Origin of the sequence: Luteibacter rhizovicinus DSM 16549 (genome assembly GCF_001887595.1) — a bacterium.
Taxonomy (GTDB): domain Bacteria; phylum Pseudomonadota; class Gammaproteobacteria; order Xanthomonadales; family Rhodanobacteraceae; genus Luteibacter; species Luteibacter rhizovicinus.
In genome coordinates, this window is sequence record NZ_CP017480.1 from 1,079,620 (window position 1) to 1,093,602 (window position 13,983).

11 protein-coding genes are annotated in these 13,983 nt (G+C 64.7%); 8 read left to right on the forward strand and 3 right to left on the reverse strand.

Features of this window, described 5'->3' with window-relative positions; genetic code table 11:
* Positions 1-27 precede the first annotated feature (27 nt).
* Positions 28-774 carry an FAD-binding oxidoreductase gene (locus tag BJI69_RS05060; RefSeq protein WP_046966900.1) on the reverse strand — a complete coding sequence of 249 codons (747 nt, stop codon included), beginning with the start codon at positions 772-774 and terminating at the stop codon, positions 28-30.
* 82 nt (positions 775-856) lie between these two features.
* On the opposite strand from BJI69_RS05060, the gene BJI69_RS05065 reads away from it, so the two are divergent.
* The 8 genes from BJI69_RS05065 (at position 857) to dbpA (ending at position 9,139) form a co-directional block, all read left to right on the forward strand.
* Positions 857-1,789 carry an ABC transporter ATP-binding protein gene (locus BJI69_RS05065; protein ID WP_046966901.1) on the forward strand — a complete coding sequence of 311 codons (933 nt, stop codon included), beginning with the start codon at positions 857-859 and terminating at the stop codon, positions 1,787-1,789.
* A complete protein-coding gene (locus BJI69_RS05070; RefSeq protein ID WP_046966902.1) occupies positions 1,786-2,559 on the forward strand; it encodes an ABC transporter permease in 774 nt (257 codons plus the stop codon). The genes BJI69_RS05065 and BJI69_RS05070 overlap by 4 nt, the downstream gene beginning before the upstream one ends.
* 4 nt (positions 2,560-2,563) lie before the next feature.
* Positions 2,564-3,283 (forward strand): pseudouridine synthase, encoded by a 720-nt coding sequence (locus BJI69_RS05075; RefSeq protein WP_046966903.1) that lies wholly within the window; start codon positions 2,564-2,566, stop codon positions 3,281-3,283.
* A gap of 180 nt (positions 3,284-3,463) precedes the next feature.
* Positions 3,464-4,597: a hypothetical protein gene (locus BJI69_RS05080; protein ID WP_046966904.1), complete on the forward strand. Its 1,134-nt coding sequence runs from the start codon at positions 3,464-3,466 to the stop codon at positions 4,595-4,597.
* A 119-nt stretch (positions 4,598-4,716) separates the two neighbouring features.
* Positions 4,717-5,529, forward strand: a complete 813-nt coding sequence (locus tag BJI69_RS05085) for a hypothetical protein (RefSeq protein WP_125902984.1) — start codon at positions 4,717-4,719, stop codon at positions 5,527-5,529.
* A 19-nt stretch (positions 5,530-5,548) separates the two neighbouring features.
* A complete protein-coding gene (locus tag BJI69_RS05090) occupies positions 5,549-6,643 on the forward strand; it encodes a hypothetical protein (protein WP_125902985.1) in 1,095 nt (364 codons plus the stop codon).
* A gap of 6 nt (positions 6,644-6,649) precedes the next feature.
* Entirely contained in the window at positions 6,650-7,717 is a 1,068-nt protein-coding gene (locus tag BJI69_RS05095) for a hypothetical protein (protein ID WP_046966907.1), read from the forward strand.
* A gap of 45 nt (positions 7,718-7,762) precedes the next feature.
* Positions 7,763-9,139 (forward strand): ATP-dependent RNA helicase DbpA, encoded by a 1,377-nt coding sequence (gene dbpA, locus BJI69_RS05100; RefSeq protein ID WP_046966908.1) that lies wholly within the window; start codon positions 7,763-7,765, stop codon positions 9,137-9,139.
* Between the two features lie 61 nt (positions 9,140-9,200).
* Here dbpA and hrpB read toward each other — a convergent pair whose 3' ends face one another.
* Together hrpB and gspD are read right to left on the reverse strand one after the other, a co-directional pair.
* Positions 9,201-11,711 (reverse strand): ATP-dependent helicase HrpB, encoded by a 2,511-nt coding sequence (gene hrpB, locus BJI69_RS05105; protein WP_046966909.1) that lies wholly within the window; start codon positions 11,709-11,711, stop codon positions 9,201-9,203.
* Positions 11,712-11,754: 43 nt separating this feature from the next.
* Positions 11,755-13,950, reverse strand: coding sequence for a type II secretion system secretin GspD (gene gspD / locus BJI69_RS05110; RefSeq protein ID WP_046966910.1), 2,196 nt, complete (start codon positions 13,948-13,950; stop codon positions 11,755-11,757).
* Between the last annotated feature and the right edge of the window lie 33 nt (positions 13,951-13,983).

Sequence of the window (13,983 nt, forward strand, 5' to 3'; positions counted from 1 at the left end):
GCGCAAGTATAGGCCGGGCGGGCGGTTTCAGCGGGACGAGATGTATTTCTCGCGGCGGATGTGCTGGACCGACAAGCCCTGCTCCTTCAGTGCGGCGAAGGCGGCGTCGACCATGTTCGGGTTGCCACAGAGGTAGGCGATGTCCTGCTCTCCGTTGGGCTCCAGCTCCGCCAGCATGTCCTGGACATAGCCGAGGCGGTCGTGCGGCCGCGGATTCGGGCGGGCACCGCGGCTCAGGCAAGGATGGAAGTCGAAGCCTTCGTGCTGCCGGGCGAACGCCTCGAACTCCTCGCCATAGAGCAGTTCACCCTCGTTGCGGGCGCCGTAAAGGAGCACGAAGCGGCATCCGCGGCTGGCGATGAGGCTGGCAATCTGCGGCAACATGGCCCGGTAGGGGGTCACGCCGGTACCGGTGGCAATCAGGATGTAGCGCTGGTTCTGGTCGGCGTCCATGAGGCAGAAACGGCCGTACGGGCCGCTGGCGTCCACGGTCTCACCGGCCTTCAGACCGCTTAACAGCTTGGTCGCCGCCCCGCCGTCCACATAGCTCACCGCGATCTCGATCCGCTCGACCGGCCCCGTCCCGTCGCCGATCGTGCCCACCGAGTAGCTGCGCTTGGTCGGTTTGCCGTCGTCGTACGCGAAGTGGACCTGGAGGAACTGCCCGGGCACGAAGGCCAGCGGCTGGCCGTCGGCGCGCTCGAACGACAGGTGCCGCACCGCGGGGGCGAGCATGAAGCTGTCGGCGAGTCGGAGCTGGAATTGTTCGGCCATGGAAAGTCTCTGTTGACGTACGGGAACAAGGTGGACAGACAAAGGCCGGTATAATAGGCGGCTTGGCATCCCGGCGCAGCCCATGACCACTCCTGCTTTAAACGTCACGAACTTACGCAAGACCTACGGCAACGGCGTGGAGGCCCTCAAGGGCATCTCCCTGACCGTCGAGCCGGGCGATTTCTACGCCCTGCTCGGGCCCAACGGTGCTGGCAAGTCGACCCTCATCGGCATCCTCTCCTCCCTGGTCAACTCGACCTCGGGCGACGCGGAAATCTTCGGGGTCTCGATCCACAAGCACCGCAGCGAGGCGATGCGCCTGATCGGCCTGGTGCCGCAGGAACTCAACTTCAATCAGTTCGAGAAGCCTTTCGATATCTGCGTGAACCAGGCCGGCTTTTACGGCATCGGTCGCGCCGAGGCTTCCCTGCGCGCGGAGAAGTACCTGAAGGAGCTGCGCCTGTGGGACAAGGCGCACCTGCAGGCACGCACCCTGTCGGGCGGCATGAAGCGCCGCCTGATGATCGCCCGCGCCATGATGAACGAGCCGAAGCTGCTGATCCTCGACGAGCCCACCGCCGGCGTCGACATCGAGATCCGCCGCTCCATGTGGCAGTTCGTCAGCGGGATCAACGCCGCCGGCACCACGGTCATCCTCACCACGCATTACCTGGAGGAAGCCGAGCAGCTCTGCCGGAACATCGCGATCATCGACCAGGGCCGCATCGTGCAGAACACCTCGATGAAGAGCCTGCTCGCCACGCTCGACGTCGAGACCTTCGTGCTCGACGTTCCCAGTGCACCCGGCGTTCTCCCCGTCCTGCCGGGCGTCGTCCTGCGCACCCTGGACGACCACACCATCGAAGCCGAGATGTCCCGCTCCCACGACCTGAATTCCCTGTTCGCCGCGCTTTCCTCGCATGGTGTCACCGTGACATCGATGCGCAACAAGTCCAATCGCCTCGAAGAGCTCTTCGTCCGACTGGTCGAGCACAGCCGGGAGAACGCAGCATGAGCGCCGCGACCAACCTCGTCGCGCTGAACACCATCGTTCGTCGCGAGATCGCGCGCATCCTGCGCATCTGGACGCAGACGCTGATCCCGCCGGCGATCACGATGACGCTGTACTTCGTCATCTTCGGCAAGCTCATCGGCAGCCGCATCGGCCTGATGCACGGCTTCACGTACATGCAGTACATCGTGCCGGGCCTGGTCATGATGAGCATCATCACGAACAGCTACGGCAACATTTCCTCATCGTTCTTCGGCGCGAAGTTCGGCCGTTTCGTCGAGGAAATGCTGGTCTCGCCTATGTCGAACTGGGTGATCCTGCTGGGCTATGTCACCGGCGCGGTCACCCGCGGCGTGATCGTCGGCGCCCTGGTGCTGGTGATCGCCCTGTTCTTCACCGACCTGCACGTGGCCCACCCGATCATCACCTTCGTTTCCGTCGTGCTCGGCGCCACCGTTTTCTCTCTGGCCGGCTTCGTCAACGCCGTGTTCGCCAAGAAGTTCGACGACATCGCACTGGTGCCAACCTTCGTGCTGACGCCGCTCACCTACCTCGGCGGCGTGTTCTACTCGGTGGACCTGCTCGGCGAGCCGTGGCACACCATCTCGCTGGCCAATCCGATCCTCTACATGGTCAACGCCTTCCGCTTCGGCGTGCTCGGCGTGAGCGACGTACCCATCGTCACCGCCTTCATCGTGATGCTGGTCTTCGTGGTCGGCCTCAGCGCCGTCGCCTTGCGCCTGCTGTCGCGCGGCGTAGGCCTGCGCTCGTAACGCCATGCGGGTCAACAAGTACATCAGCGAGGCCGGCCTGTGCTCGCGTCGCGAAGCGGACGAGCTGCTCGTCGCTGGCCGCGTGACGATCAATGAGGAAGTCGTCGCCATGGGCGCCAAGGCGCTCGACGGCGACGTAGTGCGCGTGGACGGCGAGATCGTCATCGCGCGTACGTTGGCACCGGAATCGGCGAAGAACCGCGGCGTCTACATCGCGCTGAACAAGCCTGTCGGTGTTACCTGCACCACGGACCAGACAGTCGACGGCAACATCGTGGACTTCGTCGATCATCCGCAGCGCATCTTTCCCATTGGGCGCCTGGACAAGGACTCCGAAGGGCTGATCCTGCTGACCAGCAACGGCGACATCGTCAACGAGATCCTGCGCTCGGAGAACCGCCACGAAAAGGAATATCTCGTGGCGGTGAATAAGGCCGTGACCGACGAATTCATCCGTGGCATGGCCAAGGGCGTGCGCGTGCACAACCAGATGACCGACCCCTGCCGCGTGCGCAAGATCGCGAAGTTCGGCTTCTCCATCGTGCTCACCCAGGGCCTGAACCGACAGATCCGCCTGATGGCTGCCGCGTTCGGCTACCGCGTGACCCAGCTCCGGCGCGTCCGCATCATCAACGTGAAACTGGGACATCTCAAGCCCGGTCAGTGGCGCAACCTGACCGAGGCCGAGCTCAAGGGACTGTTACCGGAACGTACTCGCTGGTAGGGACGGTGCTGGTCAGGAGCCGCCCTCGATCCACGGTCAGTATCCGCTGACATAACACCGCGAAGCATGACTGCGACCGTATGGGTGTATCCCGACGGTGCGTTCCCATGCCTTGCCAGAGAATAAGCGGGCCGACATGAAGACGGCGCCTCCGCAATCCCACAAGGATGTTACCCAGACATGAAGTTCCTCCTCCGGCTGGCGTGCCTTACGGCACTGCTGCCCGCCCCGGCGTTCGCCGCGGATCCAACGACATTCAATGTCTATCGTGAACTCGTACGTCATCGCACCGCGACCATGGGTGTCGACAAGGCGTTCGATCACAACACGCGCAAGTACGTTTCCCGCTTCCTGGAAAATCCCGATTCCCCCTATAGCGCATTGCGCAACGACCCGCCTATCACCAACGAGGTATGGTGGTATGACTTCGCGGACAGCCTGCCGATCGACACGGCGGACAAGAGTGCTGCAGCCCTCGAGATGCTGCAATGGCAGAGTGGCTTCACGAAGGCGAGGATCGGCGTCGACGTCGTCGTCGACCGTGCATCAGTCGTCGCTTACCGCAACGGTTATGCCGCTGCCAATGCGATAAAGGCCGGCGTCGATGCGGACATCTTGTGGAAGGCAAGGGACCTGAACGGCGCGCTGTCCACTCTCGCCGCCGGACACGCCGTCGCGCTACAGCTACTCCGCGACCAGGTCCGGAGCAACGCACCGGAGACACATGAAGCGCGCGGTATCAAGGCCGATGTCCTCGCACGCTACCTCAAGGAGGAGAATCCGGGCTACCTCACCGAGAGCGATCAGGCGTACCTCGCCGACTTGCTCAGTTTTGCACTCACCGACAACGGTTTCACGATCGACTCGAAAGGTCGCCGGCAGTTGCCCGCGGCGTATCGTGTCGCTCGTGTGGCAGCGGCTTACGCCGATGCGGGCAGCTACTTGAGTCCTAAAGGGTATTGTGTGGGTAACGATCCGCGCCCCGGCCTGTCTACGCAATCGGACGCCATCACCTTCGAAGCCCCCCTGTGCTTTGTTGCAGCGACCGACAGGGCCGTGCAGTCGTGGTTTCGCCACAAGATGCGCCAGGAAGAAGCCAACGTCCGTCGTGCGCACGCCAGCCCGGACGAATCCGAACGACTCACCCACTTCTGGTTCACCGCGGTACTCGCACTGATCGACATCGCCGCCTTCGTCGAATTCGCCGAAGCCGATTTCGTCAGCGAGCTGAGCGCCGAAGGTGCGCTCGCCGAGGAAGAGGCCGCCGTCGTCGAAGAACGCGCCACCCAACTGAGCTGCAGGGTTCGCCCATGATGAATCGACGCGCACTCCACGCTATCCGGCTTGCCGCCCTTGCACTCGGCATCCTTGCCTCGGTCGCCCATGCCGGGAAGATCGACATCGGCACAGGCCTTGGTGACAACGTCGTCGCCATGCTCAACAGCGAATCGACGCTGTTCACCGACGCCTACCGTATCGCCATGACCGACAAGGGACTCGCGTTCAGCCGGGCCGGGAAAGGCATTCTCACCCGGGCCACCCAAGGAACCACCGTGGCGCGCATGGAATACATCTACACCAGGGACGGCCGTGAGTACTCGAGGTTCTACTACGCACGCAGCGGCCCCGCGATGGACGTCACCTTCGATCGCATCGCGCACCAGGCGTCGGGGTCGGGAGGAAGCTCCAGTACCGGTGAATCGACGGGCTCGACCGCTTACGAGATCACCGAAGACGACATCGCGAAAGACATCGCCGAGGAGAAATTCTACCCGCGGGACACCGCGCGCCGGGTACGCGCGCCCAATCTTCCCAACGTGGAGCGGGGTGTGGTGGCCAACGACACCAAGCATGCCGGTGACGCAGAGCTGAAAATTTTCAGGAAGATCGAGTCTGACATCGCGACACGCGCCGTGACACCTGGCGGAAGGCTCGTCGGTTATGTGAGCAAGGCGGTGTGTTCGTCATGCGAGAACGCATCGAAGCTCCTGGCCGATCAGTACGACATCGACGGAAACATCTATCAATTGCTCGAGGCCGGCAGCGAACAGCCCATCGATGCCGTGACGATAGAAAGTCAGAAGGCATCCGCGGCCCTGAAAATCAGGCGACAGACCTACATTAAAAGTCATCTCACGAATCGGTTTGTCCCTCTCGACAGGGGCGCACGATTCGCACCGCCTCCCCTTGACCCCATCGAGGCCGAAGAGACACGTGAGGCAACCGCGGAACCGTGTGGTGTCTGAGTCGATAAGGTGGCCGTTCATGCTTTGGACGGCCGTTGTGTCCGTGGGAAGCGGGAGCGCGCATGCCACGACCACCGTAGGTGTCGACGTTTTTTCTCACCTCCAACGCGAGCGTCTCGCTCGCGTTGGAGGTGAGAGTTCCTCGCAAGCACGGGAAGCGCTTCTCGACCAGTTGCTCGCCGATCCACGCTCACCCTATTCGACGACCCGGACGCACCCCGACTTCACCAACGATGCCGAGTGGCCCGAGGTGTTGGCGCGACTTCCAGGCAACCTCTCCACCGAGAACGCCGTCGCCGTGCTCGGCTGGGACCTCGGCCTGACTCGCGCCCGGCCGGGGCAAGACATCGTGCCGCGTGAGGGATTCCGGGATTCGTTTGTCGCTGCGAGCGCGACCAAGGCGGATGTCGATGCGGACATCTTCTGGCACATGGTGGACCTCACGGGCTTCAGGCATTTCACGAAGGCCGCGACGTATGCGGTCGCCATGCAGATCCTGCGCCGGCAGATTCTCGAAACCGATCCCGCCCGCCATGCGTCCCTGGGCATCGACAAGGATGTGTTTCTTCGCGTGATGAGAGCGGCCTATCTCGACCAGGTGCCGACCTACGACATGCAGTACCTCACCACGCTCGTACAGCACCGCCTGATTCACTGGCAGGTCGGGGACCGTGCAACGACAGGCTCGCGAGCGCTTCCGGCTGCATTCCGCGTCGCCCGCATCGCCGCGGCGTATCGCGATGCGCAAGGTTATCTCATCGGATACCCGTGCAATTCCGACGCGACGCCCCGCGCCGGCACCGCGGGAAGCGGCGTGGAGGGGGATGAGCGTCCGCTGTGCTTCGTCGCGGCGACCGATCGCGCCATTCACCGCTGGTACGTCGACGAATCGGATCGACAGGCGCGCTGGGTGCCCGAGCGCGAACTTGACGGCGTGCAGCGCCTGGCCGGTTTTGTCGCGGCCGTGTTTGTCCTGTTGGATCTCGCCCCCTTCGTAGAGATGATCGAAGCCGTTGCAGCCGACGATCTCGTCACGGCAAGGCTGGTCACTCGCGCCGAGGCCGACCTTGCCGCAGAGCGGGCCGATAGCCTTTTCTGTCCGCTCCCCGAGTGATGCGTCATGCGCCCAAGTCTTAATGTCATCCTTTCGACCGCTGTCGCCATGGCTGCCGGCTCCCCCGCGTGCGCAACGGAAGCCGTCGAACTGGAACGGATCACCCTCGATGAGGGCAACGTCACCGCCTTCCTCGAGGCCACGAGCCAACACTATGTCGATGCGATGCGCGCACTGATCGACGAGCGCTACCGCGATGAATATCGTGCCATTCGTTGGGAAGCCCTGGAGGAGGCGATGCGCCGCGCGCCGGTTGCCCGGTTGGAGTACCACTTCACCTTGAACGGCTTCCCGAACGTACGGGTCTACCACGCTATGGGAGGGCGTTCGCTCAGCTCCGTGGCCCGTTCGATTTTCGAAGGACCGACGCGACCCAGCACGCCGGACCGCACCAACAGCCCGACAGACTCCGATTCCGAAGCCGAGTTCGCACCCCACCCCTTGCCTGTCGCGGAGGAGGCGGCCGCGGACCTGGCGGATAGCCGCTTCTACGCCGGGTTCGGCGAGGCCGGCGTCAGGGCGCCGGTGATGGCTCGTGGCGCGTCCGTCCTCGATGCCTTCGTCGTCGCCGACAAGGATCGTCTTTTCGATCCGGAGTTCAAGGCATTGCGTTCCATCGAGAAAGACCTGCAGGACCAGGCGATACCAAGCGGCGGAAGTATCCGCGGCAGCGTCAGTGAGCTGGTCTGCACGTCATGCGAAGCTGCCATGAAACGCTTTTCAGGCACCTACGCTGTCGACATACGTTTGTCACACCTGTACCCCTCCGTGCGCGGTGCGGGTCTGGACAATCTTGTCGCATCGGGGAAGGCCCGCCTGCGAGGGGACCTGCTGGTCGATGCCATCACCGATCGCCCACTGCTGGCGTCCGACCTCCTGGATGGCGCGCGCGAAGGCCAGATCAGGCGTTCTCTCAGCCCGCGCGCCATGGGTCGCTCCTTCAAGCGCATGCCCTGGTCACGACGCTCGTTCCGGCTGAACCCGGTCCGCCTCCCGCGCATCTCGGAAGGCTCGTCCGAAGGGTCTCCACCGCCCCGGCCGCGGATTCCCAAGGAGCGCGCAGGCGGCTGCTGACAGGCCAGAACGGCGCCCTCCGACCTGCCGTGCGATCATGGGCGCATGAACGCCTTCGCCCAGACCACGCTTTCCCCCGCCCTCCTCGCCGCCGTGGAATCCCTCGGCTACGCGGAGATGACACCCATCCAGCGGGAAAGCCTGCCGTCGATCCTCGAGGGCCGTGACGTGATCGCCCAGGCGCGGACGGGCAGCGGAAAGACCGCCGCCTTCGGCCTCGGCCTGTTGCAGCAACTCGACCTGACGCAGATCCGCTTGCAAGCCCTCGTGCTGTGCCCGACCCGTGAGCTCGCCGACCAGGTGAGCAAGGCGATCCGTCGCCTTGCCGTCAACCTGCCTAACGTCAAGCTCCTGACCCTTTGCGGCGGCATGCCGCTGGGACCGCAGCTCGCCTCGCTGGAGCACGACCCGCACATCGTGGTCGGTACGCCGGGGCGTGTGCAGGAACACCTCAAGCGCGAGAGCCTGCACGGCGGTGGCATCAAGGTACTGGTGCTCGACGAAGCCGATCGCATGCTCGACATGGGCTTCGAGGAAGCGATCGACGACATCGTCAAGCGCATCTCCAAGCATCACCAGACCCTGCTTTTCTCCGCGACCTATCCGGATGCGATCCGCGCCGTCAGCGGACGCGTGCAGCGCAATCCTGTCACGGTCACCGTGGAGGAAAAGCACGATGAGAACACCATCGAGCAACGCATGATCGAGGTCGAGCCCACGAGCAAGCCCGATGTGCTGTCGCGCATCCTCACCCACGAGAAACCAGATGCCACGCTGGTCTTCTGCAACATGCGCAAGGACACCGAAACGCTCGCGGCGGAGCTCGATCGTCGTGGTTTTTCGCCGCTCGCCCTGCACGGCGATCTCGAACAGCGCGACCGTGACGAAGTACTGGTCCGCTTCGCCAACCGTAGTTGCAACATCCTTGTCGCCACCGATGTCGCGGCACGCGGCCTGGACATCATCGACCTGCCTCTCGTGGTGAGCTATGACGTCGCTCACGATGCCGATACGCATACGCATCGTGTGGGCCGAACGGGGCGTGCCGGCGCAAAGGGCCTGGCCATCACGCTGGTCGGCTCGCGCGAACAGCCGAAGCTTCGCGCGATCGAGGAACGCCTTGGCGGTCCCATGCTGCGCTATCCCGCCAGGCCGGTCGGCGATGGACGCAAGGTACTCAACCTGGCGCCGATGAAGACCCTCGTCATCGATGCCGGTCGCCAGGACAAGTTGCGCCCCGGTGACATCCTGGGCGCACTGACCGGCGATGCCGGCCTCGAAGCCAAGGACATCGGAAAGATCGACGTGTTCGCGACCCGCGCCTACGTGGCCATTCGCAGGGACCTTGCCAACAAGGCGCTGGAGCGGCTGCGTGCGGGAAAGATCAAGGGCCGCAACTTCCGCGTGCGTCCCCTGGGTTGATGCGGCGGGCCGGGATCCGTTCGGCGATCATCCCGCGCCACGGATGCCTCCCAGGCGCGTGTCAGGTCCCGCGCGGTTTCGCTCGATGTGTTGCTGCCGCTGTCCAGGGATCGTCGGGCCAGGGGTGTCGCGGATAGCGGCCCTTCAGCTCCTTCTTCACTTCCGGATAGGTCCGGTTCCAGAAACCAGCAAGGTCCTGTGTCACCTGGATGGGACGACCGGCGGGCGACAAGAGGTGCAACATGACCGGCATGCGCCCGTCGCCGACGCGCGGTGTGTCGGCAAGGCCGAACAGCTCCTGTAGCTTCACGGCGAGCACCGGCGGCGCGCCCGGATCGTCGTCGCGTGTTCCGTACTCCAGTCGACGCGTCATGCCGCTGGGGACTTTCAGTTCTTCCGGGGCATGCACGTCGAGCGCACGACGCTGCTCGTAGTCGAGCATGGACGAGAGCGCTTCTGACAGCTCCGCCGCCTGCAAGGCCTCGAGCCGACGCTTGCCCGAGAGATACGAGGACAGCCACGACTCGAGCGATTGCAACAACGTGGCATCGGCGACGTCGGGCAGGTGCAACTCGGGTCGCCACACGCGCAATGCGCCGATGCGTGCACGCAGCCGACGCGCGTTGTCGCTCCATGGCAGGCTGCCGATGCCCCGTGCACGGATGCCCGCCAGCAGTGCGGGCACGGCATCGTCACCCCTTAGCGGAATGGCTTTACGCGACATCACCAGGGCATCGAAGCGTCGTTCTTCGAAGGCCTCGGCGATCTGCCGTTCGTCGTCCCATCGCATGACCCGCTCGGTGACGAAGCGATCCGCGTGGTCGCGCTCGAGTACCTCCGGGTCGAAAGGCGCCGCGGCGAAAACGAGGCTGTCGCGCGCGTCGAGGCGCAGGTCGAGGATGACCAGCCAGGGCTCGCCAAGCAACGCACTCGCCTCATGCAAGCGTGCACCACGACCGTTGGCCAGTTGATAGCGCATCGGCTGGCCTTCATCGCGACGTGCGACGCGATCGGGAAACGCGTGCACGAGGAGATCACCGACGGCGTGTGAATCCGGCACGCCGCTGGCTGAGGATCGGATCTCCAATCGCCTTCGCCATCCCGCCGATGCCTTCTCGATCGCGGCGAGCGCACCGATGTCCGCCGACCCCGCGCGCGCGCCACGCGCGCCGGCATCGCGCCAGAGATGCAAGGCGGCCACGCGCTGGCGGAAGTCATCAGTGCGCCCCTGCTCCCCCCGCAGCGGCGAACGGGCTTCGGTCAGCGCGAGCAGGTCGGCGACCAGGGCGCGTCGCTCCGGGGCTGCGCGCAAGGCGGCGGCCGCCAGGCGCGGCGTTGCGCCAAGCGCCAGCATGTCGCGACCAAGGCGCGTGATGGCGGAGGCTTCGTCGAGCGCGCCGAGGCGACGTAACAGATCGCGTGCCTGGCCCATGGCACCGGCCGGCGGCGCATCCAGCCAGGGTAGGTTGTCGCTGCCCCACCCCGCCAGTTCGAGCGCAAGGCCGGAGAGTTCGGCCTGCTCGATTTCCGCCGTGCGCGACGGCTCGAGACGGCGGCTTTGCGGCCAGAGTCGATAGGCGGCACCCTCGGCGACACGACCTGCGCGACCCGCGCGCTGATCCGCCGAGGCCTGCGAGATGTTGACGGTTTCCAAGCGCGTAAAGCCGGACGGCGGATCGAAGCGTGGCTCGCGCGCGAGACCGGCATCGACCACGGCACGGATACCAGGCAAGGTCACGCTCGATTCGGCAACGTTGGTCGCGAGCACCACGCGACGCACGCCGGCATCCGCCGGTGACAGCGCGAGTTGCTGCTCGGCCAGAGAAAGCTCACCGTGCAGGGCGACGACCTCGAGATCGTCGCCCTGTTTTTCCAGCATGCTGCGGGCGCGTTCGATCTCGCGCCGGCCGGGAAGAAAGGCAAGCACATCGCCGGGATGCTCACGCAGCGCCTGGCGCACGGTACGCACAAGATGCTGCTCGATCGTCTCCTGCGGCCGCACGGGTGAATGCGTGATGGATACGGGGAAGCTTCGGCCGGGACTGCTCAGACGGGGCGCATCGAGCCATCGTGCGATGCGCTCGCCGTCCAGCGTCGCCGACATGACCAGGAGGCGCAGATCCGGGCGCAGGCCGGACTGGACGTCGAGCGCAAGCGCCGCGCCCAGGTCACCGGCCAGATGCCGTTCGTGGAACTCGTCGAACAGGATCGCACCGATACCCTCCAGGCTCGGATCCTGCTGGATCATGCGCCCGAGAATGCCTTCGGTGACGACTTCGATGCGCGTACGAGGCCCCACGCGCGACTCGAAGCGGATGCGATAACCCACGGTTTCGCCGACCTGTTCACCGAGCTGCGCCGCCATGTAGGCCGCAGCGGCGCGCGCTGCGATACGACGCGGCTCGAGCATCACGATGCGGCCGCCCGCCAGCCACGTCGCATCGAGCAAGGCCAGCGGTACCTGGGTTGTCTTGCCCGCGCCCGGAGGCGCCTCCAGCACGAGTCGTGGACGCTCTGCCAGAGAGGCGAGGATGTCGGGGAGCAGCGGAGTAATCGGGAGAAAGGGAGTCATGCGCCGGCTATGTTACGCAAGCCGGCGCAGGATCGCCCCCTTCCTAGCCTGCGCTGGGCGATTTGGCGGCGGACGCGTGTGCCTTGCTTTTCTTCCCGGCCGCGGCATCGATGGGCCGCAGCGAACGGAAGCGTTGACGGTAGCCGTCGGAGATACGCTTTGCGTCGTCGCCATTAGCGATGACCCTTGGGGTGATCAGCACGATCAGCTCCGTCCGCATGAGATCCTCGGTGCGACCGCGGAACAGTGCACCCAGATAGGGGATCCGCGACAAGAAGGGGACACCCGCATGCCCGCGGCTGTCACGTTGCCGGATCAAGCCACCCAGCAGGACGGTCTGTCCGCTCTGCACAGCCACCTGCGTATCCAGTTTCCGCTTCGCGATCGACGCGTTCTGACCAGGCGTGGCGTCGTCGGCCCGGCTTACCTCCTGGACCACGTCGAGGTACACCATGCCACCTGGGTTGACCCGCGGGCGCACCTCGAGGATCACACCCGTGTCCTTGTAGGTCACCTGCCCGACCTCCTTGCCACCGGCGGAAGGACTGACGAATGTCTGGGTGACGGGGATCTGGTCGCCTACCTGGATACGGGCCTTGCGATTGTTAACCACCACCAGGGACGGCGCGGAGAGCGTCGTCGTATTGCCACTGGCTTCCATCGCACGCAGGGCGACCTGCACGTTCTTGTTCACGAATGAATAGAAGAACGTATCGGGGCTGTGTGGTTTGCTCACTGCACTGCCGAGAGCCCATTGCTGCTTGTTACCCGGCTGGCTGACCGCGCCGCTGCCACCGGCAAGCCCCTCGAGATACCACTGCACGCCGAATCGGAAGTTGTCGCGGAGTACCACCTCAAGGATCCGGGTTTCGATCTGCACCTGCAGTGGAATTGCATCGAGTCGCTCGATGGCCTGACGGATATCGGTCCACTGTGACGGTCGCGCGTGGACCATCAGCTGGTTGTTCGCGTCGACGGCCGTGATGCGGATGCCCGAATTGCCGTTACCGGATGCCGTTGCGGTCGGCACCTGGAAGAACGAGGCATCGCTGTCGGCGGCATCCGCACCGGCTGCGCCGTCTGGCAGGCCAAGGCCTGCTTCACCGTCGCCGATGGCGGTACCGAGCGTGGTGCCGGTCAGTCCTGGCGACACCTGCGCCTGGGACGAGTCGCCTCCGACGGCGCCGCCGAAGATGTTTCCCACGTAGCGTGCGACATCCGAAGCCAGCAGGTTGCGGACATCGTAAACGAAGAGGCGCGGTTCGTTCCCGCCGCCGCGGTCGATGCGCTCGATCCACTCGCCGACCTGGTCGATATGGCCGGCTTGTGTCGCAATCACGACGATCGCGTTGGTCCGCTCGATGGGAATGAACCGGATGAGTCCCGCGACCGGTGCACCGCTCTTCTGGCCGAAGACCGAGTCCAGTGCCGGCATCAGCTCTGCGACGCTGGCGTTGTTCAAGCCGAACACTCCCACCGACATGCCACTTACCCAGTCGACGTCGAAGGTGTCGATGGTCTTCGCGACGTTGTCCAGTTCGTCGCGGGTGCCAGCGACGACGAGCACGTTGCGCGCGGGATCGGCGAGGAGGATCGAATCCGTCGTGGTGAACGGCGTCAGCAGCTTGACCATTTCCGGCGCCGCGACAAAATGCAGCGGGAACAGACGTGCGCCGAGACCGTCGCGTGGAGCGCTCGCGCCGAGGCTGGGGGTAAGCCTCCCTGCGACGGCTTGCTCCGTTGGCACGACGGTGTATCGCCCATGCTCACGGACAAGCGCGTTGCCGGTCCACGAAAGCAGGTTCTCCAGGATAGGCAAGGCGTCTTCGCGCTTGACCGGCTTGGAGGTCGAGAAAGACACCGAGCCGCGGACACCTGGCGCCAGCGAGTAGTTGGCGTCGAGAAGATCGCCAAGGATCGCCTTGACGACCGCTTCGACGGGCTGGTCTTCAAAATTCAGCGTGACGGCCGCTTTTCCCGTCGGCGCCGGGCGTGGCTCCTTCAGGGGTTGCGGACGGATGAAACGCCCGGTGCCGTGACTGATTTCGCGCTGCGTGACGGAGACTTCCGCTGCCGATCGCGAATCAGACGTCAGCGGGAGCGTTGCGGGAACCGGATCATCGACACCGGCAAGAGCCTCACGCTGGATATCGCCGTAGGCGGGTCGTTTCGATTTAGGGACACACGCCGTCGCAAGCAACACCGTCGCGACGGCGATGCCTAGATTGAGTCGTTTCATGATGTCTTTCCTTCCGTGGCGGGCGCTTCGTGC

Bases quoted from the DNA above. Each gene is read 5' to 3' on its own strand.
- BJI69_RS05060 (WP_046966900.1), bottom strand. From the start codon at position 774: ATGGCCGAACAATTCCAGCTCCGACTCGCCGACAGCTTCATGCTCGCC.
- BJI69_RS05065 (WP_046966901.1), top strand. From the start codon at position 857: ATGACCACTCCTGCTTTAAACGTCACGAACTTACGCAAGACCTACGGC.
- BJI69_RS05070 (WP_046966902.1), top strand. From the start codon at position 1,786: ATGAGCGCCGCGACCAACCTCGTCGCGCTGAACACCATCGTTCGTCGC.
- BJI69_RS05075 (WP_046966903.1), top strand. From the start codon at position 2,564: ATGCGGGTCAACAAGTACATCAGCGAGGCCGGCCTGTGCTCGCGTCGC.
- BJI69_RS05080 (WP_046966904.1), top strand. From the start codon at position 3,464: ATGAAGTTCCTCCTCCGGCTGGCGTGCCTTACGGCACTGCTGCCCGCC.
- BJI69_RS05085 (WP_125902984.1), top strand. From the start codon at position 4,717: ATGCTCAACAGCGAATCGACGCTGTTCACCGACGCCTACCGTATCGCC.
- BJI69_RS05090 (WP_125902985.1), top strand. From the start codon at position 5,549: ATGCTTTGGACGGCCGTTGTGTCCGTGGGAAGCGGGAGCGCGCATGCC.
- BJI69_RS05095 (WP_046966907.1), top strand. From the start codon at position 6,650: ATGCGCCCAAGTCTTAATGTCATCCTTTCGACCGCTGTCGCCATGGCT.
- dbpA (WP_046966908.1), top strand. From the start codon at position 7,763: ATGAACGCCTTCGCCCAGACCACGCTTTCCCCCGCCCTCCTCGCCGCC.
- hrpB (WP_046966909.1), bottom strand. From the start codon at position 11,711: ATGACTCCCTTTCTCCCGATTACTCCGCTGCTCCCCGACATCCTCGCC.
- gspD (WP_046966910.1), bottom strand. From the start codon at position 13,950: ATGAAACGACTCAATCTAGGCATCGCCGTCGCGACGGTGTTGCTTGCG.